Genomic DNA, 23,867 nt, shown 5'->3' on the forward strand with positions numbered 1-23,867 from the left:
ATTCTATGAGATTATTATTAGATGTACAAGCAAATGGAACCATTGTTCCTTTTGTTCATCAGCAAAAAATGGTAGGTTGTATCCATAAATGGTTAGGACCTAATACTTGGCATGGGCAATCGTCCCTCTTTTCGTTCTCTCGCTTATCGGGGGGCAAGGCAGTAAAAGATCTGGAGGGTATTCTTTTCGATCACCGAGCAACTTTCTTTATTGGAGCTAGTAACCCTGATTTCTTAAGGCAGGTTTTGCGAGGGATTCAGCAAGATCCGGAGATGTTTTGTGGGTTAACCGTTCAAGAGGTTGTGATTGAAGAGGATCCGGACTTAAGTAAACGCGAATTGTTTTATCCGGCAAGTCCTATTCTTCTTAAGGTAAAACAAAAGGAAAACCATTATAAGCATCTGTTGTATCAAGACTCAGAAGCTAATGAGGTATTGACTCTAAACCTACAGAAAAAGCTCCTCGCAGCAGGGATTGATGATAGGGATGCAACAGCAGAGTTTGCTCCTTGTGAAGGAGTTGCTAAGGAGATGCTTGTCGATTATAAAGGCGTGAAGAATAAAGTTAGTTGGTCTCCTGTACGGATTATAGGTAGCCCCGAGACAAAACTTTTGGCATGGAATGCCGGCTTGGGAAACTCTACGGGAATTGGATTTGGAGCCATAAAGTAAAGATGTGATGGAGAAGGAAAGAATATTATTTGTAGTTCACTATTCGGGTACATTTGGCTACATCAAGCCTTGGACTGCCGTTCGAGATGGAGAGACGTATAGTCAGCAATTCCTCACTCCTTCCATTGTAGAGGGAATGGAAAAGAAACTATTTCCCGAGACATTATCAGATAAGGGAATACATAAAATTGTCCGACATAAGCTCTCCTATAAAGGTATAGACGTGCAACGAGAAAGAACCCAACCTCAGGCATGGACATTCTATAAAAAGAAGAATTTCTACGAGAGAAAGCAATCTATTCTCAATAGGGGTGTGATGCTTTATCCCTCTCTTTATCTTGCTTTTACAACGGAGGAAGATGCCATTATAGCTTCGGAGCAACATCTGTGCTTGTGTCGCAACGAAGATGTTGTACTACCGGAAAAGGATATAATACCCATGGAGGAATCTCAATTTGATGCCCTGCCAGGATTTGAATTGCGGTTTGGCTCCTCTTTTTCGGACGCCTTTATGGTTGGCTTCAATCGCTTTGATGATAATGCTCACATGTACGGAAGAATAGAGATTGGAGGCGAAGCTATCCTATCGTAGAGATGGAAATGTTTGATCACATTCTAGCTAAGAGTAATGGGATTACACTCCAACAGCATCTAGAGGATGTTGCGAAGATAGCTGTGTGTATAGCTCAAAATGTAGGTTTAGATCCCGAAATTGCTCGCATGGGAGCGCATCTTCACGATATTGGTAAGGCTAGTCCAATTTTCCAAGAGCGATTGAAACAGAAAAATCTTCCTCCCTGTGCTTTAGTATTTCGTCATGAGATTGCTTCTCTTTTCTTTCTATCGTTGATTGAGGATGTAGAAAAGAGACAGACTATTACTCGGATGATTATTGCTCATCACAACTCTGTTTGTGGAGGTATTAAAAGAAAGAAGGGTTTTATGGATAATGCACTGGATAGCCGTTGTTTTAGTCATCATAGCAAAGATTTTGAGCTGTGGAGTAAAGAAGCGTTGGGGATTTTGAAGGAATTGGGCTGGCAAGTACGTCCTATTTCTATTGAGGAGGCAAAATCAAATTACGATGAAACTCTAGCGTATTGTAGAAGCCTTACTCCGAATTGTTCCCGTTGGAAAGGTCTACTGATGGCTGCTGACCACTTGGCCTCAGCTCTAGAAGATTATACAGATACCGCTCTCCAGAAACTATTTATCAAGCCGGATCTATCCTATTACAGCAGTAGGCAAAGTCCATTGTACCCTTTATCCCAAATTTCGTCTGACGATCCTCGTATCCACACCTTAGTAACGGCTCCTACGGGAGCAGGCAAAACCGATTTCTTATTGAAGCGGTGTGAGGGACGTGTATTCTACACATTGCCTTTTCAAGCCTCTATTAATGCCATGTACGATAGGGTAAAACAAGATTTGAAAGGGTCAAAAGCTCAGATTTATCCACTCCATGCGGCATCTATATTGAAGTTGGATGGTGAGTATGAACGGGTGCTTTCTCACCATGTCGGAGCTTCTATCAAAATCCTTACGCCCCATCAGATGGGAGCCATTGCATTTGGGTTAAAAGGATATGAGGCAATGGCTTTAGATTTACGAGGGTGTGATGTAATCTTGGATGAGATCCACACCTATTCGTCTGTTGCTCAAGCTATGGTCTTAAAGATTGTCGAGATACTTACAGCTCTGGGTTGCCGTGTGCACATTGGTACAGCTACGATGCCGAGTATCTTGTACGATACATTATTGAATCTTTTAGGAGGACCTCAAGAAGTGTATGAGGTAAAGTTGTCTGATGAGCAGCTCGTAACTTTTGACCGACACGTTATTCATAAATTGAATACGCTAGAAGAAGCGACTCCTATCGTAGAGGAAACGATCCGACAGAAGCGCAAGCTCCTTTTTGTTTGTAACCAAGTAAAGAGAGCGCAAAGTCTCTATATGGAGTTGCACGAAAAGTATCCCGAAGTTCCATCCATGCTTATTCATAGTCGCTTCAAGCGAGGAGATCGATCGCGTTTGGAGCAAGATTTGAAGGAGAAATACGATAAAGGTACGGAGGCTTGCATAGTGGTATCTACTCAGGTTGTGGAGGTTAGTTTGGATATTAGCTTTGATGTTATGGTAACGGAGTGCGCTCCAATGGATTCGCTAATTCAACGTTTTGGTCGGATCAATAGGCGACGATCTTATGAGACTATTGGCCAACAAAAGCCTATATATGTGCTGGCTCCTTCTGATCAAGAGGCTGAATGCAGACCCTATGAGTTGGATGTTTTGCAAAGAAGTTTCGATGCTTTGAAAGATGGAGCCCCTTTCCATGAGACGGAAGTTCAGTCCCTGCTGGATTTTGTTTATCCCGAAATCCCTATAGTCGATATTGAGTTGCATTCAATTTTTAGTGGAGGGCAATGGACGCTTAAAGAGCTGAAGCACAGACCTAAGTCGGTTCTTCTCGAAATGTTAGACATTGATTCTGTCTGCTGCATTACGGAGAGCGATTATACAGATTACCTACAGGGCAATTACTCATCTCGGGTAGAGCTTGAAATCCCTGTCTCAAAAGCAATTCGATCATTTAAGGGGATTATACAGCTAGAGGAGGGGTCATATCCTTACATTATTCCCGATAGGGCTTATGATAAGGAGCTAGGATACGTAGAGGACTTTTTGGAGGAAGAGAAAAACAAGAGCTTTGAAATACTATAAGTGAGAGTGATACAATGGTAACATCAGTCATAGGAAAGATATTCTTAGAAGCATACAATGAGAAGCATAACAAGGCTTATACGCCCAAGAGTTTCTTTGTGGAAGTATACTATCCGATCTTCTTTGCAAATGAGAAGTATCTAATTTGGATACAAAATTCCGCTATTGTACAGAATTTAAAAAAGGAGGAGATTCCTCAGGAAAATAATGAAAAAACAAGACAGGAAAAGATTGTTGAAATCAAAAAGAATAAGTTGATTGATAAAATAGAAAGTGCGGAATTTTTTGATGCTAGTATTGCTGTTGGATATAAAGCAGAAAGGAGTGATGCAACCACTTCGGGGCAAACTTGCATTCACAATTATAGGATGAAAACTGAAGAGGCTTACCTATCTTGGATTGGAGCAGGGTTGGGCGTAGGAATCAAAGGTGGGTTGACGATCCTTTTTTCTAAACCCGATATTTTGCTTGATATTGCAGAGGGCTGGGGGTGGTATCGTAAGTATCTAGATACAACCCCTGGGATGAAAGGAAATCAGATAAACACCTGGAATGGACAATGGCTCAAAAGGAAGTATGACATTAATGATAGTTCCAGCTTGTTGGATTTTGATTCTGCTTTTTCAAATAAAGAGAAAAAGGGGGAGAAAAAGAGCGACCTTACAAAGATTGAGACTTTGTCTTGGATAGAGCTAATTACAGCTGTGAGCCTTTATTTTCCTGATCCACGGATGATGGGGTATGTGTACAAAATGGATAATATGAATACGACTATTGGTTTTATTCCCTTTGTTTTGTCTTCAACTCGTGAGGTTAATTACTTGTACAAGAAACACTTTGGAACAGAGGATGAAGAAAAAGCAATGAAACTATTTGGTACTGCATTTGGCTTCTCAATGGCTTGCAAAGAGGGAGTTATTGGTCTCAAGGCACTGGAACCAGAGGGACTTAGTTCAATTATGATGGGTAAAGAGATTCCATCTTATAAGCAGGAAGAAAAATTAAAATACGAAACATATCAAATTTGGTTATTAGCTATGTTGAACAACGAAGAACTATGGAATAGGGCAAACGAATTTGCCCGAGCCTTAGATTCCTTTAGAAAGGGACAAGGAAAAGATAGGACGAATCGAGACAATGCTATTGAGGAGCTATTGGCACATCCTTCAAAGCAATCTGTTGTTCGTAATGTCTATCCGATTCTCAAAGATGCGGAAGAAGAAAGGGAAACAATTATGGATGTCATCAAAATAATACATGATATGCCCGCCGAAAATGTTCCTTACTTCATCGCACTAACAAAGATTCACCATGTAATATTAAGGTAAAATAGATATGAATAAAAGCAAACAACCTGTCCTCTATCTCAGAGGACTAAAGAGTATTCCTCTCTCTGTATTTTGTGTAGATAAGGAGCAGAAATTTTTCTACGATCCAATATACTGTAATTACAATTCGAATAATAGAAAACTTCCTTACTCAAGTGGACAACAAGTCAAGCGTAGTATAATGGAAGAGTTCTTATCTGCTCTTAATGTTCAGCGGAGTAGTGTAACCTTTGTTTTTAAGCAACCCAAACTTAGTGAGGCAGAGGTTTTATCTCTGTGCGACCCTAATTATCCAGATCAACTCATTGGAGGATGGATGCTTGCGAAGGATAAAGATGATAAGAAAAAGGGGAAGAAAAAAGAGAACGATTCGGAAGAAAAGGACGATAATGTTCTAAAGCGAAGAAGTCCTCTATCCATCTCGGCAATGGTACCGTTACACCCTCTCTTAGTCGGTTATCATGAGGAAAATGTATCATTCGATAGGTCTGACAATAAGGATCTTCACAAAGTAAAAATCAGAAATGAGAATGGAGATTTCTTAAGTGAAGAGGAAGTACAAAATATACTAGACAATACTCATCGAGACCTTTACCGAAAATGGATACCGAGTAAAGGTAGAGCCTCTGGTCTATTTGTCTATGACGTTGCCATTGACTTGCGTACCCTCTTTTCTGTTTCTGTCCATGATTTATCTTCAACCATAGAATTAGACTCGAAAAAGTGGATTAGAAGCAAAAATATTTTTGGAGACTGTTGGACTCTTTGCAAAGAGGAGCGTGAAAAGATAATACCGGCTTTAGCTCACGCTCTTATCCATTGGCGCATCACTTCTAATCAAGCTCGTACGTTTAGTTTGATGGAAACACTTGCTGTGGCGATTAGTGATAACGCAAATGCACAAGCCGGAGCTATTCGTGCCAAATTGATTGACGATGGAGGAGATAAGCCAAAGGCGAAACCCATTGTAGATGAGAAGGCCGGGGCTGAGCTGTTTGTAGCCCTTCCCTGTGCTGCTTACATTGTGGTGGAGAATGAAAGTGCCGATGCTCTTGAGGCGGCAGAGAAGCATCTCATCCATTTGATGCAGTCTTTCGACTACGAAAATCAATGCTAACTATGTGATTTCTAAAGAAGAGATGTATTCTTAGGGTGGGGTACATCTCTTCTTCTATTACGTTATGGTTATTACGGGAACGCACTTCAATTACTATCAAGTTTGCCATCGGAAGTTGTGGTTGTTTTCCTCAGGAATAACGATGGAGCACACTTCGGATCTAGTCTATGAGGGCAAGTTAATCCATGAAGAATCCTACCCCCAACGTTCCGTTCGTTACGAAGAACTTGCTATTGATGGGATCAAAATAGATTTCTATGACGCGAGGAATAAAATCGTTCACGAGGTGAAGAAATCGAATAAAATAGCTCCAGCCCATCGTCTCCAGCTGCTCTATTATCTCTATGTTTTAGAACAAAATGGCATCCTTGGAGCTACTGGGATATTGGAATATCCCAAGTTGAGGAAAACAGAAGAGGTCTTGCTGACGGATATTGATCGAGAAAATATAGAGAAGATAACAGCTGATATAGAAGAGATTACAGAGAGTTCGGAGTGTCCTCCCTGTATCAAGTCTCGGATTTGTAAGCTCTGTAGTTACTACGACTTCTGCTTCTCGGGAGAGGAGTCGTAGAAGAGAGCAACTTTAGGGCTAAGTACAGATAGAGAAATATCCAGCCTAAAAGCAAAGGATTTGCTGCCTAGTTTTTCAAAGATTTCTACCCAAAAAGGCATCTCTATTTTGAGTGAGATTTTTTAGAAAATAGGGCTGGTTTTTTTCGAAAGATAGCTGAGGTCGGATTAGAAGGGGGGAAACTAGGGAAAACCTTCTCTAGGAGAGAGATGTGTAATATTAGAGATTGTGAAGATTTGGTATCTATGAAAAAGAGTTTTTATTTATTCAATCCGGGGGAGTTGTCTCGTAAGGATAATTCGTTGCGTTTCGTCCCAATAGAAGAAGGGGTTAATGGAGCAGAATCCTTTGGAGTCCCCCGTTATATCCCCGTAGAGACTGTAGGAGATATGTATGTCTTTGGCTCTTTGCGAGCTAATAGTTCCTTGTTTAATTTCCTAGGAGTGAATGATATTGCTGTGCATTTCTTCGACTACTACGAGAACTATACAGGCTCATTTATGCCTAAAGAATCCCTTCTCTCCGGCAAAATGATATTGGCACAGGCGCAAGCGTATCATAAGAAAAGCCGCCGACTCCTATTGGCACAAAAGTTTGTCTATGGAGCTGCATTCAATATGCAGAAAAACCTAAGTTATTACCACAATAGAGGGAAGGATTTGCAGTCGATAATAGAGCAAATTGATCAGTATACTCCTCATATTGCTACAACAAAAAGTATTGAAGAGCTAATGGGGATTGAAGGAAATATAAGACAGGCTTACTACGGAGCTTTTGATGTTATCATCAATGATTTTGATATGGGAACGAGGACGAAACGCCCTCCTCAGAATGAAGTCAATGCTTTGATTTCGTTTGGAAATATGATGTGTTACACCGTTTGTCTCAAATCAATACACCAAACACAATTGAATCCGACAATCAGCTTCCTACACACTCCCGGCGAGAGGCGCTACTCTCTTTGTTTGGATGTTTCTGAGATTTTTAAGCCAATTCTTGTGGATAGAACTATCTTTAAGGTACTGAATAAGGGGATGTTACAAGAGCGGCACTTTGATAATAAGTTGAATCGTTGTGTGCTTAATCCTTCGGGGAAAAAGATATTCGTACAGGCTTTTGAAGAGCGATTAAGCGAAACAATAAAGCACAGACGGCTTGGGCGTTCGGTCAGCTATAAGCACTTGGTTCGTCTAGAGTGCTATAAGTTAGCGAAGGATTTGCTGGGAATAGAGGAGTATGAACCCTTTAGAATGTATTGGTAATGTACGTTATTCTAGTATACGACGTTGGCGAAAAACGCGTGGCTAAGATGCTGAAGCTTTGCCGGAGATACCTCAATTGGATCCAAAACTCTGTTTTTGAAGGAGAGATCACAGAGGTGAAACTAAAGGAATTGAAGATTGAGGCATCCTGCATTTTGGATCAAACAGAAGATAGCGTTATTATTTTTTCTTCGAGACAGAGGCAAAGACTAGAGAGGGAAATATTGGGAAAAGAAAAAGCTGCTATAGATAATTTCCTCTAGCCATGGAGAGCCGTGAAAGTTTTATTCTTTCTGGTATTACGAGAGGCTTTTCTCTATCGTGTGGGCGCCTGTAGTACAGGTTCTTGATGCTAGGTAGCACAAGATTGCTAGGGTCAAGGCTTCTACTAAACGATAGATTGCTACTGAAGAGAGCACTTTTCTATTTCAGTATTTATTGGTAATATTGCTAGAGCTAGATAAGTACCAGCTCGCACAAAGAGGGTGGGAGATAGCGGTTTCAGAGCTCTTTTTGTGTCGAAGAAGGAGCTTTTTCTGAGGAATAGCTATACCTCAAATAGATTGCGCCATTGAAGTGTTTGGTTAGCAGATAATTAGTGCTCTTGTCGATCCTCGGCCCTTTTCTTAGGATTGCACATCGACGATATTTTCTCCTCATTATCTCATCGGAAACGTTTCTCAAAGCCCTTGTTTATGTGATATTTTCTGTCTAACTTCACGGCTCCAAATTGTACCTTAGTGGAATTGAAATGCTATCTCTTCGTCTTCTATCCCTCCGACTATCGACACTCCAAATTGTACCTTAGTGGAATTGAAATAAACTAAAGGGGACTGATGGGAACCACAAAGAGATCCTCCAAATTGTACCTTAGTGGAATTGAAATTGGTAATAACAGACTCCGTATTGGACTTATAAGAGACTCCAAATTGTACCTTAGTGGAATTGAAATGAGCGAAAACACGTCTTGGCTTTCGTGCCCTCCCTCCAAATTGTACCTTAGTGGAATTGAAATTTATAAGCATCTGAGAGGTAAAATGCAAAAACTCTGACTCCAAATTGTACCTTAGTGGAATTGAAATTGTATATCTCTACTCCGTTCTTGTCTTTCAGCCCCGCTCCAAATTGTACCTTAGTGGAATTGAAATCTTCCTCTGCTCCTCGTAAGAGGAGAGGTTCTCCCCCTCCAAATTGTACCTTAGTGGAATTGAAATCTTTAGAAGGTGAGGATATAGAGTGTGCAGGAGACCCTCCAAATTGTACCTTAGTGGAATTGAAATATGGTTGTCACTGATCTTGAGCAAGTCGAGCTATCACTCCAAATTGTACCTTAGTGGAATTGAAATTGTAAATCTCGTTCTATCATTGCCGATAAGGCGGCCTCCAAATTGTACCTTAGTGGAATTGAAATTTAGGGACAGCCCCGTAATCAAGATCCATACCGTCTCCAAATTGTACCTTAGTGGAATTGAAATTCGTTGAGGGCAGCGCAGATGATGCGCAACTTCATCTCCAAATTGTACCTTAGTGGAATTGAAATCAGCTAGGGCGGATGGGCTTACTCCAGGCTCGCCCTCCAAATTGTACCTTAGTGGAATTGAAATATATAAGAGAGCCATCCTTTAGTAGTTTTCGTCATATCTCCAAATTGTACCTTAGTGGAATTGAAATTCTCTCGATCTCGTCCGTCCACGTCCGCTCGGCTACCTCCAAATTGTACCTTAGTGGAATTGAAATTCAAGCAATATAATATATTCTCCATTTTCTTTTGGAACTCCAAATTGTACCTTAGTGGAATTGAAATTCAGCGTATTCTTCATTACTCCTCGTTACGTTTTTCCTCCAAATTGTACCTTAGTGGAATTGAAATTAGATTGCAGCTCAGAGACCTCACGAGCGAGATCCTCCAAATTGTACCTTAGTGGAATTGAAATACGTTCATTATTTTGTTTATCTTTGCTTCGTGTAGTGACTCCAAATTGTACCTTAGTGGAATTGAAATAAGAGAGACAGGGAAATAAATCCTAATTCTTTTTGCTCCAAATTGTACCTTAGTGGAATTGAAATACAAGATTACGGTTGCCTGTAATTGTGAAGGAATCTCCAAATTGTACCCTAGTATAGTTTGAAATACGGGGGAGTCAAATGGGCATTCTCTCTTGATGATCATGCTAACAAATTGCCCTCAGAGGGTGGGGGATTGGATTGCCCTGTGAGTGAGATAACCATTCATAGGGCAATTTTTGTTGAGCAGAGGGGAGAGGGCAAGAGTGGTTGAGCTGAAGATATATAATAGACAGTTCTTTTTATTGCGGCATTTCGAATAAAAATCTTACATTTGCGCCGAATAGGGTTAATGACGTGGAGATATAATTATTCCATTTCTTGAAGACCTTGATTATAATGAAGAGTATAAATGAATCAAAATGCCAGAGATGAAAAGGAATTTGTTGCTTATTGTGGGAGTCTTTTCCTTCGTTTCGCTCCTTCTTGCAGGATGTGATAATGGGACTAAACCTCCCTCTCCTCAGAAGATTTCGGAGATAAAATTTGAGAAAGAAACTATCAATCTTTCCGTTGGCGAGAGTCTACTTCTTAGGCTCATTGCTACGCCTAAAGAGTCTACTCTTGATGGGAAAAGTATCGTTTGGACCTCTAGTGATCCAAATGTTGTCTCTGTAAAAGAGGGAACGATTACGGGAGTGGCTGAAGGAAAAGCATCCATAACGGCAAAGGTGGAGGACTTAGAAGCTAAGTGCACAGTTGAGGTGAAAGCCAAAGGTCTGGAGGTTGATTTTGAGATCGTAGCTTTGGAAAAAACATCTGCTACCATCAAGATTGTCCCCAAAGATCCTACCATGCGTTACTACTATTATGCCATGACTCGGGAGAAGTACCAGACAGAGAGCTCTCGTACTGACGCCGGTATTTATGGTTTCGAAAAGAGTTGGTTTATGTTTTTGAGTGAGGCAAATGCCGGAAAGACTTGGCAAGATTTATTCTTGGAAGACTGCACAAAGGGAGTTGCTACACTAAAGTTGCCTAAGCCAGGCTGCCTCTTGACGTTGGATCCCGACTCGACCTATGTGGTATATGCTTACGCTCTAAATGACCAGGCAGAGCAGGTAGGAAGTGTAAAAACCTTGGAGTTTACAACAAAGTCGTCGGAGAAAAAGAATGTAACATTTGACGTTCGGATTGAGAATATTTACCTGGATGGGGTGGATGCTCTCATCAAACCCTCGACCAACGACAAGTACAGTGTAACGGTCCAGAAGAAGAAATTTGTGGACTTTTACAGGGAGAAAAATATGGAGTATAAGATGGCCAAGATGATAATAGAGGCTGATCTTTTGAATGAATTTAATCCCTATCTTGTTCAAGGAGAGTTTAAACTAACTCCGGAATATCGCAGGGCCACTATGAAGGATACGGATTATTATATTGTGGTCTTTGCCTATGACGAGGAGAATGGTGTAGGCTCCGATCTTACCTACGTGCCCTTCCATACCAGAACAGAATAGCTAGACAGACGAAAAAAGCGCTGTTATAAAAGCCCCATCGTTGCCTGCAAAGGAACGGTGGGGCTTCGTTATTTTATCTCGCCTCGGGAGTAAGAAAGAATCTTACGAGAGGGAGAGGGTAGACTAATTAAGAGCTCTATTTCTTAGAAAGAGTAGAGAGAGCTAATAGACTCGTGGCTGCAAACGCGTTTGATGGACTCTGCAATGAGGTCGGCAACCGAGATAATCTTTACTTTGGGAGATCCCTTGGTGTAAGGGATAGAGTCTGTAAAAATCATTTCGGAGAGCCCGGAGTCATTTACCCGCTCGGTAGCAGGGTCGCTCATTACGGCGTGGCTTGCCATAGCGCGCACGCTCTTGGCTCCGTGCTTGAGCATCAAGTCCGCACTCTTGGTAATGGTGCCGGCTGTATCTACAATATCGTCTACGAGTAGTACATCTTTGCCTTCTACATCCCCAATGATGCGCATTTCGGCAACTTCGTTGGCGCGCAAACGAGTTTTGTGGCAAATAACCATGGGTACTCCCAAGTGGCGAGCGTAGCTGCTGGCACGCTTAGTTCCCCCAACGTCGGGAGTCGCGACTACGAGGTTGTCTAGAGGCATCGTCTTTTCGATATAGTCCATAAAGACAGACGAAGCATAGAGGTGATCTACGGGTACATCGAAGAATCCTTGTATCTGATCGGCATGGAGGTCCATCGTGATAAGGCGCGTAATCCCTGCCGTGCTTAGGAGGTCTGCAATAAGTTTTGCACCAATAGATACACGAGGTTTGTCTTTACGATCCTGACGAGCCCAGCCAAAGTAAGGTACTACAGCTGTGATGTAGTGGGCAGATGCTCGTTTAGCAGCATCAATCATAAGGAGTAGCTCCATCAGGTTGTCTGCCGAGGGGAAGGTCGATTGAACGAGGAAGACATCTCTACCTCGGATGCTTTCTTCGTACGAAACTGCGAACTCGCCATCGGCAAAGTGTTGCGTTGTCATTCGCCCCATAGAGCACCCCAAACTTTTACAAATTTGCTCAGTGAGGTATTGGGATTTAGACCCCGAAAAGACCAAATAGGGATTTTCTGAAACCATTACAATAGTAGTTAGTAGATTATTCGTTGCACCTTGGTTCGTAACAGCTACCGTCTTAGGCTCATCTTCGCCCTCGGCAAAATAGCTCTCTCATTTGCTTCTGCAAAAGTACCCCTTTTTACCTAATGGAGCACCCCATTTAGGGGGCTTTTTTCCTAGATTCATCTGTTTATAATTTAGGGGCAGGATATTCTTGTGAATTTACTAGAGGAGCTCCCTTCCGAAAATCAGCTAGTAATGCCTTCCCTTTCTGCCCTATTTTTTCTTTTTTCTCACCCTAAAATGGGTTGGTATTTTGCCCAGAAAATAAAAAAATCTAGGGCAGTAGTGAGAGAGGTTTTTGCCTGGAGTTTTTCCGCGTTCTACAGGAGGGGGTATGAGGGGGGCTCTGGGGGCAGTTGAAAAGGCTTGCTTACATAGTTTAGGATTAGGTAAGAGTGAGGTTTCGGCAGATTGTCGTAAATTTACGAGCCGTACTCTGTTTTGGGCAGTTTGCTCCTTTTTTTGCGAGAGCTATTGCCGTGAGAGTCGGGGATAAGGTAGCCGGAGCGATCAATGCGAGAGCCTTTGATTGGTGCACCTTCTGATAGAATAAAATAGAACGATATAATGACGAACAAATGGATTTGGAAGCCTCTAACAGACGAAGAGATTTCTACCAGCAACGAACTCATTGCGGAGCTAAAGTTAGCTCCCGTAGTGGGGCGGCTGCTGGTTAAGCGTGGTATTAGAACTGCCGACGAAGCGCGTCATTTCTTCTCTCCCAAGCTCGAAGACCTCCACGACCCCTTCCTCATGAAGGATATGGATAAGGCTGTGGAGCGCATCAATAAGGCGTTGGGTAAGAAGGAGAATATCTTGGTGTATGGCGATTACGACGTAGATGGCACTACGGCGGTTTCTTTGGTGTATAAATTTTTGCGCCAATCGGGCTGTAGCGATCATCAGTTGCATTACTACATCCCGGATCGCAACGACGATGGTTACGGGGTCTCGAAGCAGGGGATCGACCGCGCCCACGAGTTGGGGGTTAAGCTTATTATTGTACTCGATTGTGGCATCAAGGCGATTGAGGAGATCGCTTATGCTAAGTCTTTAGGGATTGATTTTATCGTATGCGACCACCATACGCCGGATGGGGTGTTGCCCGATGCTGTGGCGGTACTCGACCCCAAGCGGGCGGATAATACCTACCCTTTTGAGGAGCTTTCGGGGTGTGGTATTGGCTTCAAACTTATGCAAGCCTTTGCCATCAACAACAACATACGCATGCGTCGTCTCTACTCTTTGCTTGATTTGGTAGCCGTGAGCATTGCGAGCGATGTGGTCTCCACATTGGGAGAAAACCGCATATTGGCGTATTTTGGCTTGCAGCAACTCAATCGTAATCCGTCGCCGGGCTTGAGGGGTATTATCAATATCTGCAACTTGGCAAATGAGGAGATTGATATGAGTAGTATCGTCTTTAAGATTGGTCCGATGATCAATGCTTCGGGGCGTATGATGGACGGCAAAAAAACGGTCGATCTGCTTATCAGTCGGGATATAGAGGAGGCAGAAGAGAAGTGCCTCGAGATTGTACAGTACAACGAGCAGCGGCGTGAGCTTGATAAGCAAATTACCCGAGAGGCCGTGCGCTTTGTGGAGGAGTTTAAGCCCCATAAGAAGTACAAAATCATAGTGATTCACAAGCCTCAGTGGCATAAGGGGGTGATTGGCATTGTAGCCTCTCGCCTGGCTGAGCAGTATGCTCGTCCTGTGGTGGTTTTGAGTGGAGAAAGGGACAAAGTCTCTGGTTCTGCGCGTAGCTATGGAGGCTTTGATATGTACCATGCCATAGAGCATTGCCGTGATCTGCTGACCAACTTTGGGGGGCATCCCTATGCTGCCGGGCTCACTTTGAGCGAGGATAAGGTGGAGGAATTTACCGAGCGTATCCAGCACTATGCTGAGGAGAACGTGTACGCCAAGCAGTTTAATCCGGAAATCGAAATTGATGCCGTGCTGAGCCTTGTGGAGATAACGAAGAGTTTGCACAAAAACTTGCAGAAAATGGGTCCCTTTGGTCCTGATAATCCCAAGCCTATCTTTATGACACGTTTCCTCTTCGATACCGGTACAAGTAAGGCTGTGGGCAAGAATGGAGAGCATATCAAGCTGGAGATGACGGACTCTCCTCAGATGTTCCAGGTCAAGAGCGGTATTGCTTACGGGCTTTCTTCGCATATATCCTACATCAAGAGTTACCGACCCTTTTCTATCTGTTATACGGTGGAGGAAAACGATTATTATGGCACTTCATCGATACAAATACTGGTCAAGGATATCAAGCATGAGGACAATTTCTCTGCATAGAGTCTCTTAACGTTTTACCTAGGTACGCTGTGAGTACATCTTCCGAAGGGGCAAGAGTGGAGGGTGCGCCAGCCTTTGACGACGAGGAGGAATGGCGATCCTATTGCGATAAGTATGGCTACGAGCTAGACTCTATTGCCGGTTTGGCTGATGAGCCGGAGACTCCTTCTTTTCCCCAAGGAGAGGGGGAGGAAATACTCCTTTCGCAAGAGGGTGACGACGAGGAGGTCGGAAATAGAAGAACTCGCTTTGAGACCCCCGAGGAGGTTTTGCAGTACTATTGGGGGTATTCTGAGTTCCGACCCAAACAGCGCGAGATTATCGATTCGATACTCGCAGGGCGTGATACATTAGGGTTGCTACCAACGGGAGGAGGTAAGAGCATCACATTTCAAGTCCCGGGGCTTATGATGCGAGGAGTCACACTCGTTGTAACCCCCCTTATTGCTCTCATGCGTGATCAGGTAGAGCACCTCAAAGAGCGTAAAATACCTGCCGTGGCTATCCACTCCGGTATGGCAAGTTTTGAGATCCAACGCACGCTCGACAACGCAGTCTTGGGGGCTTACAAGTTTTTGTATCTCTCCCCCGAGCGTATCGCTTCGCCCCTATTTCGCGCCATTTTACCACAGCTTAGGGTAAGTATGATTGTGGTAGACGAGTGCCACTGTATTAGCCAATGGGGGTACGACTTCCGTCCCTCCTATATGCGAGTTACTGAGTTGCGTTCTTTGCTGCCGAAGGCTCCTGTATTGGCTCTTACAGCTACGGCTACCAGGGTAGTTGCGGAGGATGTGATGCGTGTTTTGAACTTCCCCGAACCCAATATTATCCAACGAAGTTTCTCTCGTCCCAACGTTGCCTATGTTGTACGGCACACAAGCGACAAGGCGGCCACGATGCTGCGCATTCTCTCCGGAGTACCCGGCACCTCCATTGTCTACTGTCGCAATCGCAAACGTACCGTAGAATTGGCCGAGTATCTGAGGGAACAGGGGATATCGGCAGACGCTTTCCATGCCGGACTTACCCATGCCGAGCGCAACGAGCGACAGCGTCGTTGGATGGCCGGTGAGGTGCGTGTGATGGTGGCAACCAATGCTTTTGGTATGGGTATTGACAAGCCTGATGTACGTTCGGTAATCCATTGGATGCTCCCCTCGTCGCCCGAAGAGTACTTCCAAGAGGCCGGGAGAGCCGGGCGAGATGGTAAGAAGTCGTTCGCCGTGGCACTCGTGGATAAGCGAGATCCCATGCTTATCCGTAGGCGTATTAATGAGGAATTTCCCTCTCGCAGCTTCCTTTCGGATGTGTACGACCAGCTTACGAGCTATTTGGGTGTGGGCATGGGCGAAGGGTTTTTGCGCACGTTCCTAGTCGATATTGAGAGATTTATCAAACTTAATAAGCTCTCTCCCATTTATACGATGAGTGCCATTCGTCTGCTTGATATTGCAGGAGTGTGGGAGTATCGGGACAAAGAAGACCAGCACTCGCGCCTTCTCTTTACCATTGATCGCGAGGCACTATACAACAATGCAAGCCTATCACCGGCAAGTGATACCCTGATCCAATTTCTACTCCGTCGCTATACGGGTATTTTTACCGAGTACGTTTTTATAGAAGAAGATACCATTGCAAGAGCTCTTAATTGCTCTGTGGAGGAGGCCTATTTAATGCTTGTCGACCTCTCGCGGAGCAACGTTGTACACTATGTGCCGCGCTCGTCTCTACCCAAACTTTTCCTTTTAACCCGACGCGAAGAGGGTCGGCACCTACTCATCTCCCAAGAGGTGTACGAGGTGCGTCGAGAGCGATTGGCAGAGCGTATTGAGGCCATAATTGCCTATGCGGGTGCGTCTGATACTTGCCGTAGTCAGCTGCTTCTCCGCTACTTTGGGGAGGAGGAGAGTGAGCCTTGTGGTATGTGTGATGTCTGTCTTTCGCATCGGAATAAACGCCCCTCTCCCTCTATGTCTCTCTCCCAAGCCGTGGCTTTACTGCAAGAAGAGGCAGAGGCTCTCATCCCCAAAGACAAGGCGTTGCCGCTTGTCTCTTGGCGAGAGCAGAGTAGGGTGCCTTCGAGTCTTTTTTTTGAGGCTTTGCAGCAACTTCTGGCAAAGGGGCGGGTGATACTCGACGGAGATAGCTGCCGTATCCCCTAGTATTGGCAGTATTATAGTCTTTTCACGTGACAAAGTGATAGAATTCGCCCCAAGAGATATACCTTTGTGGGATGGATGGTTGGATGGACACTAACAACCCTCTTTGCTACAACAAAGCTACAGTAACGAAATATCGAATTAAAAAATAAGTATAGAACCTATGAGAAAATTTATCCTCTCTACGCTGGCGGCAGTGATCTCTCAGTTGGTGCTTCTGGCGGGGCCGGTTACTCCCGAGCAAGCGCAGAAGATAGCAGAGAGCTATCTTAATGGGTCAGATCTCCGCAGTTCAACCCCTGTGGCATTGACTTATACGCACCAGGGTAGTAACGAGTTGCGCTCCGGCAATTCATCTCAACTACTCTCTTCACCAGCCTATTACTATGTATTCAATCGAGGTACTGATGAGGGTTTTGTGATTGTTTCGGCAGATGATCGTACTGCTGCCGTGCTAGGGTACTCGGAGACGGGTCACTTCGATTTGGCACAAGCTCCGGCACAAGTTCGTTACTGGATGTCTCAGTACGATGCTGAGTATCAGTATCTCTATACCCATCCCGAGGCTAATTACATTCAGCCTCGCCAGTCTCGTCTGGCATCGGTTCTGCGCCAAGAGAGTGATATTGCACCCCTTCTCAAGGATATTCGTTGGGACCAAAACCATCCCTACAATAGTATGTGTCCCTCAGATATGGGAGGGCGTGCAGTAACAGGGTGTGTTGCTACAGCTATGGCTCAAATACTTCGCAGCTATCGGTGGCCTGTGCGTTCCGTTCCCGGAGAATATAGCTACAAAGATAGAGGTGTTACTCGCTCCATAACTTTTGGACAGAAGGATTATGATTGGGACCACATGCCGGAAAACTTCGACAATGACCGCAAGCCGACCAAAGAGGAGGCTGATGCGATTGGACTTCTGCTCAAAGAAGTTGGCTACGCTGTAGATATGAATTACTCTTCATCGGCTAGTGGTGCTTGGGAGTCTGACGCTTTGGTAGCTCTTAAGACGCGTTTCCATTTTAAGAAACAGGCTCGTCTTCACTTCCGCTCTGCACACACGGTAGAGTCTTGGACTAAGATTATTCTCGAAGAACTTAAGGCTCAGCGTCCTGTCTTCTACTGCGGTGCAGGAGAAGAGGGTGGGCACGCTTATGTGTGTGATGGCTACAAAGCAAGTGACAATACCTTCCACTTCAATTGGGGTTGGAGCGGTATGGCAAATGGGTACTATCGCCTAAATGCCCTTGAGCCTGCCGAGCTGGGTATCGGTGCCGGTATGGGTGCTTACAACATGGGACAAAGCGTCATTGTAGATCTTATCCCCGACCGCGACAATAACCCCGGAGAGGAGCCTCGCCCCTCTGCTCCCAGCCTGTATACCCGTGCATATGTATATAGCTCCGGAGAAACGATTAGTGCGGATGTAATTGTATCGCAGTACTCTTATAAAAAGATGGATATCAAATCTATAGCAACCATCTACAAAAAGGGTACCACAGACGTTATTGACTCTAAGGAGAAGACTGTCTCTTTGCTGATGCTATCATCTAAGAGGGTTGAGTACCTCTTTGGCATAAGCAAAGAAAAGTATCCCGATGGAGACTACGAAATACATTACACTTGGGGCAACGACGCTTTCCCCCAACAAGAAGCTTTTGCTCCTACCAACGATGAGCCTCAGATCATTTATTTCTCGGTCAAAGACGGTAAGATTGTAGACAATTCTATTGCCTATGATAATACGCTATTGCCCATGAAGGCCAAACTCCTTGCCGGTCAAGCGTTTTATGCTTTTGCTCCCTCTAAGATTAAGGTAGAGGTTACCAACCCCAACAAGAAGGAGTACTATGGCCCCATAGAGCTGTATCTAACCTCTGCTGATAAGGGCGAGCAATGGTATCCTAGAGAGGAAAAAGTGCGCACCACGTTCGTATCAATTCCCGCAGGTCAAACGCTAGAGGTTGAGCTTGATCCTATTATCAATCTCTACGAGGGTACCCAGGTTTATCCCTATGTTCGGTTTGCTAATCTAAAGGAAACCCTCGAACAGGAGATGGTAGGTTACTTCACGGCTCGTCTATCGGGGAGCAATGCCCTTCGCATATCAGAGACTCCCGTTACTATCGTTCGCCCCGATTCTTATAAAGAGGTTACCCTTGTTGCGTATAATACTCAAGGCTCCGCTTTCTGGTACGATATTGATCCCGAAGCGCAAATCACTCCATCATTTGAGATCGAAAACCGTGGAGAAAAGCCTCTTCTCGCCTCTTCATCCAATAGTATTGTGTTGGGCTCTTTGCTCTCAGCAGTCATTGGTGGAAGGGCGCAACTCGTTGGTATTTCTTTGAATTTTGTTGAGACAGGTATTGAGGCTAAGGCACGTATCTCCTATGCCCCCCAGTTCGAAAATACAGCTTATGTGAGGAGAGCTACCGGACGCAGTGGGGTTGTCATTCTCGGTGCGTTCCGAAAGAACGAACAGGGACAGATCTCCGCATCTTCTCATACTATCTATAACAAAGCAAACTATGGGGTATCTTTCTATAGTAAGAGAACCAATGAGCAGATTGATGTGACAATGGACGATGCTATGATAGCACCCAATCCGGCGGATGCTTCTACTACCATCCGTAGTGAACAGGGCATCCAATACATTGCTGTATTTAGCACGGATGGTGCTCAGGTGGCCACAATTAACCTCCATGGCGAGAAGAGCTATACGCTTGATACTTCTGCTCTGAGCGCAGGTAGCTATATTGTAGGGGTTACTAAGGGAGATAACTCTCTTACTACCTCTGTACTGGTGGTTCGCCACTAATCCATAGGGCAAAAGAGAAATCCTTTTAGCCCACTACTTTTTCGCTAGGCACTCTCTCTTTTACGAGATGGTGCCTAGCTTTCTTTTTACTCTAGGGGAGGTTATTTCGTGATGTTGTGCAGAAATGAAAAATTGTTACCTTTGCCTTGAATTTTTTCGGAACAAATAATTAGAAACAGAAATGAAAACTTTCTTTAGAAATTTTGCCCTCCTTGTTGTGGGGCTTATCACCTTGGCAAGTTGCGCAAGCACCACCATTATCAACAGTGTACCACAGGGTGCTACTGTGTATATTAATCAGTCGCGAGTGGGTACAACGCCTTACACTTACAGCGATACAAAGATTCTAGGAAGCACGACTCCTATTACTCTTAAACTTGATGGCTACGAAGACTTCCATGTAATGCTTACTCGTAACGAAAGGGTTGATGCCGGAGCAATTGTTGGAGGACTCTTTTTTTGGATTCCTTTCCTCTGGACTATGCAGTACGATCCCTCGCATACGTACGAGATGGTTCCCCTCAGATAATGTGAGGACTACTATACTTTGTTAAGAGCATTCCTGCTCTTTTCTCCATAAGGGTTGGTGAAGTCTTTAGGCTTTTCCAACCCTTTTTCTATGTCTAAGAGGGGTTTTGCTGTGAGAGTTCCTATGCCTTGTCTAGAGACCTTTTGCATGAGTGGTTTTACCCTATCACGTCTTTGTTTTTCTTTTTTGCTCCAGAGCGCGAGCGAGGAGAGGGGAGGCGGAGGTCGCCCCAAACGTTCTATTTACTATCTTTGTAGTATTATATCCTATCGTAGCCGGTATAGAAAGATGAACGAAAATGCCCCTGCTCTTCCTATTGAAGAGCCTAAAGAAGAAAAACGCTCCCTTAATTTTGTGGAGCAAATTGTGGAGCAAAACCTTGCCGAAGGGCTTAACGAGGGTCGCGTGCAGACGCGCTTCCCACCCGAACCCAACGGCTATCTGCACATTGGGCACGCAAAAGCTATTTGCATAGACTTTGGTATTGCTCAGCGTTACGGAGGAGTATGCAATCTGCGCTTCGATGATACAAATCCCATTAAGGAGGACGTGGAGTATGTAGACTCTATCAAAGAGGATATTCATTGGCTCGGCTTTGAGTATGGCAATATATACTATGCCTCCGATTATTTTGAGCAGCTCTACGCTTTTGCCGAGCGGTTGATTATGGAAGGGCACGCCTATGTGGATGAGCAGAGTGCCGAGGAGATTGCCAAACAAAAGGGAACTCCCACAGAGCCCGGGGTAGCAAGTCCCTATCGGGATCGCCCTAGAGAGGAAAGTCTTGACCTCTTCCATCGCATGAATGCAGGCGAGTTCCCCGAGGGGGCAATGACCCTTCGTGCCAAGATTGATATGGCATCGAGCAACATGCACTTCCGCGATCCGATTATTTATCGTATCATAAAACATCCGCACCATCGCACGGGGAATACATGGAACGTTTACCCTATGTACGACTTTGCCCATGGGCAGAGCGACTACTTCGAGGGGGTAACGCACTCTATCTGTACACTCGAGTTTGTACCCCACCGTCCCCTATACGATTATTTTATAGACCTATTAAAGCCTCAGGATAGCGACTATCGTCCACGGCAGTATGAGTTCAATCGACTCAATCTAACCCATACGATGATGAGTAAGCGCAAGCTCCTTGCCCTCGTAAAAGAGGGGCTCGTTGCAGGGTGGGACGACCCTCGTATGCCTACGATATGTGGCTACCGTCGCCGTGGTTATACTCCTCAAGCGATTCGCAATTTTGTCGATAGCATCGGGTATACCAAGTACGATGGTATGATCGATGTTGCCCTCCTCGAGCACGCTGTACGCGAAGATCTTAACCGCATTTCTACGCGCGTATCGGGGGTACTCGACCCAATCAAACTCGTCATTACCAATTACCCCGAAGGTCAAACGGAGGACTTTGAAGCCATCAACAACCCCGAAGATCCTACGGCGGGCAGCCATGTTATCACCTTCTCTCGTGAGCTGTGGATTGAGCGAGATGACTTTATGGAGGATGCTCCTAAGAAGTATTTCCGTCTCACCCCCGGGGGGGAAGTGCGTTTGAAAAATGCCTATATCGTGCGTTGTACGGGCTGCAAAAAAGATGCTGATGGCAACATCCTTGAGGTATATGCCGAGTATGACCCCGAGACACGTAGCGGTCTCCCCGGTAGCAATCGCAAGGTAAAGGGTACCATTCACTGGCTCTCTATTGCGCATTCTATGGATGCTGAGGTGCGTCTCTACGACCATCTTTTCCTAGACGAAGATCCCTCAAGTGTGGAGGGGAAAGAGCTGGCAGAGCTACTCAACCCCGAGAGTTTGAAGGTATTGCCTCATGCCAAAGTGGAGACCTTCTTGCACGATGCCGCTGTAGGAGCTCACTACCAATTCCAGCGTATTGGCTACTTCGTGGTCGATAAGGATACGGCAAAAGAGGGGCGTCTTATCCTCAATCGTACGACCTCTCTCAAGGATACTTGGGGTAAGATTGCCACTAAAAAATAGTACCTCCTAGGGATGCAAGACCTCTCTTTTATCGCTTGGTGCCTAGAGCATCTCAACTACGGAACGATCTTCCTCTTGATGACCATCGAGAGTAGTTTTATCCCGTTCCCTAGTGAGGTGGTGGTGCCTCCGGCCGGGTATCTAGCCCGAGCCGGCGAGCTTTCTTCGTGGGGCGTTGTGCTGGCCTCTTCCTTGGGGGCTATAGCCGGTGCCCTTATCAATTACCTCTTAGCCCTCTGGTTGGGGCGTCCTCTTGTCTATCGCTTTGTGAATAGTCGCTTGGGGCATGCTCTTTTGCTGAGTGAGGCTAAGCTCATCAAAGCCGAGCAGTACTTTGATAAAAGAGGAGCCATCTCTACGTTTATAGGGCGTCTCTTGCCGGGGATTCGCCAGCTTATCTCTATCCCGGCAGGGTTGGCAAAAATGCCTCTTGCCACATTCCTTTTTTATACGTTGCTTGGTGCCGGGCTCTGGAATACGATCCTTTTCCTTATGGGATACTTCCTTCCCTCCATGGTGCCGGGCATAGATACCAAGGAACAGCTCGTAGAACAGGTTACCAAGTACAGCCACGAGATTGGCTTTACCCTGCTCTCGCTCGTCGCTTTAGTACTAGCGATTTTGATTGTAAAACACTATCTAAAGCGCAGAAAAGTCCCCAACAACTAAATCTTTCTTTGCTATGACCCTCCAACAGCTAGAGTATTTGGTTGCCCTCGACAAGCATCGTCAGTTTGCCAAAGCTGCGGCTGCCTGTAATGTAACGCAACCCACGTTGAGTACCATGATACAACGCCTCGAAGAGGAGTTGGGGGTACAACTTTTTGATCGGCAGAGACAACCCGTGGAGCCTACAGCTATTGGCGAGAAGGTGATAGAGCAGGCGCGGCGTACGTTGGGCGCATCGGCCCTTATTGAGGAGCTTATCGCCGAAAGCCGCGATACGCTATCGGGAGATTTTACGCTGGCTGTTTTGCCTACAATAGCACCCTATCTTATTCCCTTAGTCTTGCCTAAATGGAAGGCAAGGTTCAAGAATCTTAAACTCGAAATTGTGGAGCTTAAGACGAGTCAATGCCTTGCTGCTTTGCAAGAGCGCAGTATAGATATGGCCATCATAGCAAGTGCGCCCGAGGTAGAGGGGATGCAATACCGCCTCTTGTTTTACGAAGAGTTTTTGGGCTATGTCTCCCGCAACGAAAAGATCTATTGCTCGTCGGTAGTGCGTAGTAGTGAGGTGGATGCCTCTCGTCTGTGGCTGCTTGATGAGGGGCATTGCTTCCGCGATCAGTTGGTGCGTTACTGCCAACTATCGGCCAGTGCCAAGCGTGCTATTCGCTATTCGGAGGGCAATCTCCTCTCCTTTATGCACCTTGTAGAGGGGGGGCAGGGGATGACATTTATTCCCAAGTTGGCGGAGCGTTATTTGGGTACAGACCAACGCTCGCTGGTACGGCCCTTTGCGATCCCTCGCCCCGTGCGTGCCATTCATTTGGCATTCAGAAGCGATTTTGTCCGCACCTCTCTGTTGGATGCCTTCGCAAGCACTATATGCTCTTCTGTACCGCAGGATATGTTGCAGATGGCTCCCAACCAGGCGTTGGCGAAGTAGTACCTATCTGTACGTAGCATAATACACACCCATGAAGTCTTTTCTTTGGCAGAAGTTCTCTCGGCACATCCCTTATTTGCCCCCCTATGTAGC

17 protein-coding genes and 1 CRISPR repeat array are annotated in these 23,867 nt (G+C 45.1%); of the genes, 16 read left to right on the forward strand and 1 reads right to left on the reverse strand.

Features of this window, described 5'->3' with window-relative positions; all coding sequences use genetic code 11:
• The first annotated feature begins 5 nt into the window (after nucleotides 1-5).
• The 9 genes from cas6 to ACTTHR_RS06255 all read left to right on the forward strand — a co-directional run bounded on the left by cas6 (nucleotide 6) and on the right by ACTTHR_RS06255 (nucleotide 11,197).
• Entirely contained in the window at nucleotides 6-671 is a 666-nt protein-coding gene (cas6, locus tag ACTTHR_RS06215) for a CRISPR-associated endoribonuclease Cas6 (RefSeq protein ID WP_442605553.1), read from the forward strand.
• A gap of 7 nt (nucleotides 672-678) precedes the next feature.
• A complete protein-coding gene (locus ACTTHR_RS06220; RefSeq protein WP_442605554.1) occupies nucleotides 679-1,263 on the forward strand; it encodes a hypothetical protein in 585 nt (194 codons plus the stop codon).
• Nucleotides 1,264-1,271: 8 nt separating this feature from the next.
• The gene (gene cas3, locus ACTTHR_RS06225) at nucleotides 1,272-3,392 is read left to right on the forward strand and encodes a CRISPR-associated helicase Cas3' (protein WP_442605555.1); all 2,121 of its coding nucleotides are present in this window, start codon (nucleotides 1,272-1,274) and stop codon (nucleotides 3,390-3,392) included.
• A gap of 14 nt (nucleotides 3,393-3,406) precedes the next feature.
• Nucleotides 3,407-4,720 (forward strand): hypothetical protein, encoded by a 1,314-nt coding sequence (locus tag ACTTHR_RS06230; RefSeq protein WP_442605556.1) that lies wholly within the window; start codon nucleotides 3,407-3,409, stop codon nucleotides 4,718-4,720.
• 7 nt (nucleotides 4,721-4,727) lie between these two features.
• Nucleotides 4,728-5,837, forward strand: a complete 1,110-nt coding sequence (locus ACTTHR_RS06235) for a CRISPR-associated protein Cas7 (RefSeq protein WP_442605557.1) — start codon at nucleotides 4,728-4,730, stop codon at nucleotides 5,835-5,837.
• Between the two features lie 64 nt (nucleotides 5,838-5,901).
• On the forward strand, nucleotides 5,902-6,411 hold the full coding sequence (gene cas4, locus ACTTHR_RS06240; protein ID WP_424777713.1) for a CRISPR-associated protein Cas4: 510 nt from the start codon (nucleotides 5,902-5,904) through the stop codon (nucleotides 6,409-6,411).
• A gap of 245 nt (nucleotides 6,412-6,656) precedes the next feature.
• A complete protein-coding gene (gene cas1b / locus ACTTHR_RS06245; protein ID WP_424777712.1) occupies nucleotides 6,657-7,673 on the forward strand; it encodes a type I-B CRISPR-associated endonuclease Cas1b in 1,017 nt (338 codons plus the stop codon).
• Nucleotides 7,673-7,936: a CRISPR-associated endonuclease Cas2 gene (gene cas2 / locus ACTTHR_RS06250; RefSeq protein WP_276773574.1), complete on the forward strand. Its 264-nt coding sequence runs from the start codon at nucleotides 7,673-7,675 to the stop codon at nucleotides 7,934-7,936. The genes cas1b and cas2 overlap by 1 nt, the downstream gene beginning before the upstream one ends.
• A gap of 460 nt (nucleotides 7,937-8,396) precedes the next feature.
• A CRISPR array of direct repeats spans nucleotides 8,397-9,740; the repeat unit is 30 nt; unit sequence CTCCAAATTGTACCTTAGTGGAATTGAAAT.
• A gap of 368 nt (nucleotides 9,741-10,108) precedes the next feature.
• Nucleotides 10,109-11,197, forward strand: a complete 1,089-nt coding sequence (locus ACTTHR_RS06255) for an Ig-like domain-containing protein (RefSeq protein ID WP_442605558.1) — start codon at nucleotides 10,109-10,111, stop codon at nucleotides 11,195-11,197.
• A gap of 143 nt (nucleotides 11,198-11,340) precedes the next feature.
• On the opposite strand, the gene ACTTHR_RS06260 is transcribed toward ACTTHR_RS06255, so the two are convergent.
• The gene (locus ACTTHR_RS06260) at nucleotides 11,341-12,282 is read right to left on the reverse strand and encodes a ribose-phosphate pyrophosphokinase (RefSeq protein WP_314862684.1); all 942 of its coding nucleotides are present in this window, start codon (nucleotides 12,280-12,282) and stop codon (nucleotides 11,341-11,343) included.
• A 609-nt stretch (nucleotides 12,283-12,891) separates the two neighbouring features.
• Between ACTTHR_RS06260 and recJ the strand changes: the two genes are divergently transcribed.
• From recJ to ACTTHR_RS06295, 7 genes are all read left to right on the forward strand, one after another.
• Complete coding sequence (recJ, locus tag ACTTHR_RS06265) at nucleotides 12,892-14,637, forward strand: single-stranded-DNA-specific exonuclease RecJ (protein WP_442605559.1); 1,746 nt, start codon at nucleotides 12,892-12,894, stop codon at nucleotides 14,635-14,637.
• Nucleotides 14,638-14,666: 29 nt separating this feature from the next.
• Complete coding sequence (locus ACTTHR_RS06270) at nucleotides 14,667-16,802, forward strand: RecQ family ATP-dependent DNA helicase (protein ID WP_442605560.1); 2,136 nt, start codon at nucleotides 14,667-14,669, stop codon at nucleotides 16,800-16,802.
• Nucleotides 16,803-16,962: 160 nt separating this feature from the next.
• Nucleotides 16,963-19,620, forward strand: a complete 2,658-nt coding sequence (locus ACTTHR_RS06275; protein WP_442605561.1) for a thiol protease/hemagglutinin PrtT — start codon at nucleotides 16,963-16,965, stop codon at nucleotides 19,618-19,620.
• Between the two features lie 181 nt (nucleotides 19,621-19,801).
• Nucleotides 19,802-20,149, forward strand: coding sequence for a PEGA domain-containing protein (locus ACTTHR_RS06280; RefSeq protein WP_442605562.1), 348 nt, complete (start codon nucleotides 19,802-19,804; stop codon nucleotides 20,147-20,149).
• Between the two features lie 288 nt (nucleotides 20,150-20,437).
• Nucleotides 20,438-22,162, forward strand: a complete 1,725-nt coding sequence (locus tag ACTTHR_RS06285; RefSeq protein ID WP_442605563.1) for a glutamine--tRNA ligase/YqeY domain fusion protein — start codon at nucleotides 20,438-20,440, stop codon at nucleotides 22,160-22,162.
• 12 nt (nucleotides 22,163-22,174) lie between these two features.
• Nucleotides 22,175-22,831 (forward strand): DedA family protein, encoded by a 657-nt coding sequence (locus ACTTHR_RS06290; protein ID WP_311551777.1) that lies wholly within the window; start codon nucleotides 22,175-22,177, stop codon nucleotides 22,829-22,831.
• Between the two features lie 13 nt (nucleotides 22,832-22,844).
• Entirely contained in the window at nucleotides 22,845-23,774 is a 930-nt protein-coding gene (locus ACTTHR_RS06295; protein ID WP_276773425.1) for a hydrogen peroxide-inducible genes activator, read from the forward strand.
• The last annotated feature ends 93 nt before the right edge of the window (nucleotides 23,775-23,867 follow it).

It is taken from the genome of Porphyromonas endodontalis, from assembly GCF_052173515.1.
GTDB lineage: Bacteria > Bacteroidota > Bacteroidia > Bacteroidales > Porphyromonadaceae > Porphyromonas > Porphyromonas endodontalis_A.

What these genes read in the sequence shown, in the direction of transcription:
- ACTTHR_RS06280 (WP_442605562.1), top strand. Translation starts at nt 19,802, where the DNA reads ATGAAAACTTTCTTTAGAAATTTTGCCCTCCTTGTTGTGGGGCTTATC.
- ACTTHR_RS06295 (WP_276773425.1), top strand. Translation starts at nt 22,845, where the DNA reads ATGACCCTCCAACAGCTAGAGTATTTGGTTGCCCTCGACAAGCATCGT.
- cas4 (WP_424777713.1), top strand. Translation starts at nt 5,902, where the DNA reads ATGGTTATTACGGGAACGCACTTCAATTACTATCAAGTTTGCCATCGG.
- ACTTHR_RS06275 (WP_442605561.1), top strand. Translation starts at nt 16,963, where the DNA reads ATGAGAAAATTTATCCTCTCTACGCTGGCGGCAGTGATCTCTCAGTTG.
- ACTTHR_RS06255 (WP_442605558.1), top strand. Translation starts at nt 10,109, where the DNA reads ATGAAAAGGAATTTGTTGCTTATTGTGGGAGTCTTTTCCTTCGTTTCG.
- ACTTHR_RS06220 (WP_442605554.1), top strand. Translation starts at nt 679, where the DNA reads ATGGAGAAGGAAAGAATATTATTTGTAGTTCACTATTCGGGTACATTT.
- ACTTHR_RS06235 (WP_442605557.1), top strand. Translation starts at nt 4,728, where the DNA reads ATGAATAAAAGCAAACAACCTGTCCTCTATCTCAGAGGACTAAAGAGT.
- ACTTHR_RS06260 (WP_314862684.1), bottom strand. Translation starts at nt 12,282, where the DNA reads ATGGTTTCAGAAAATCCCTATTTGGTCTTTTCGGGGTCTAAATCCCAA.
- ACTTHR_RS06285 (WP_442605563.1), top strand. Translation starts at nt 20,438, where the DNA reads ATGAACGAAAATGCCCCTGCTCTTCCTATTGAAGAGCCTAAAGAAGAA.
- cas6 (WP_442605553.1), top strand. Translation starts at nt 6, where the DNA reads ATGAGATTATTATTAGATGTACAAGCAAATGGAACCATTGTTCCTTTT.
- cas2 (WP_276773574.1), top strand. Translation starts at nt 7,673, where the DNA reads ATGTACGTTATTCTAGTATACGACGTTGGCGAAAAACGCGTGGCTAAG.
- cas1b (WP_424777712.1), top strand. Translation starts at nt 6,657, where the DNA reads ATGAAAAAGAGTTTTTATTTATTCAATCCGGGGGAGTTGTCTCGTAAG.
- cas3 (WP_442605555.1), top strand. Translation starts at nt 1,272, where the DNA reads ATGTTTGATCACATTCTAGCTAAGAGTAATGGGATTACACTCCAACAG.
- ACTTHR_RS06290 (WP_311551777.1), top strand. Translation starts at nt 22,175, where the DNA reads ATGCAAGACCTCTCTTTTATCGCTTGGTGCCTAGAGCATCTCAACTAC.
- ACTTHR_RS06230 (WP_442605556.1), top strand. Translation starts at nt 3,407, where the DNA reads ATGGTAACATCAGTCATAGGAAAGATATTCTTAGAAGCATACAATGAG.
- recJ (WP_442605559.1), top strand. Translation starts at nt 12,892, where the DNA reads ATGACGAACAAATGGATTTGGAAGCCTCTAACAGACGAAGAGATTTCT.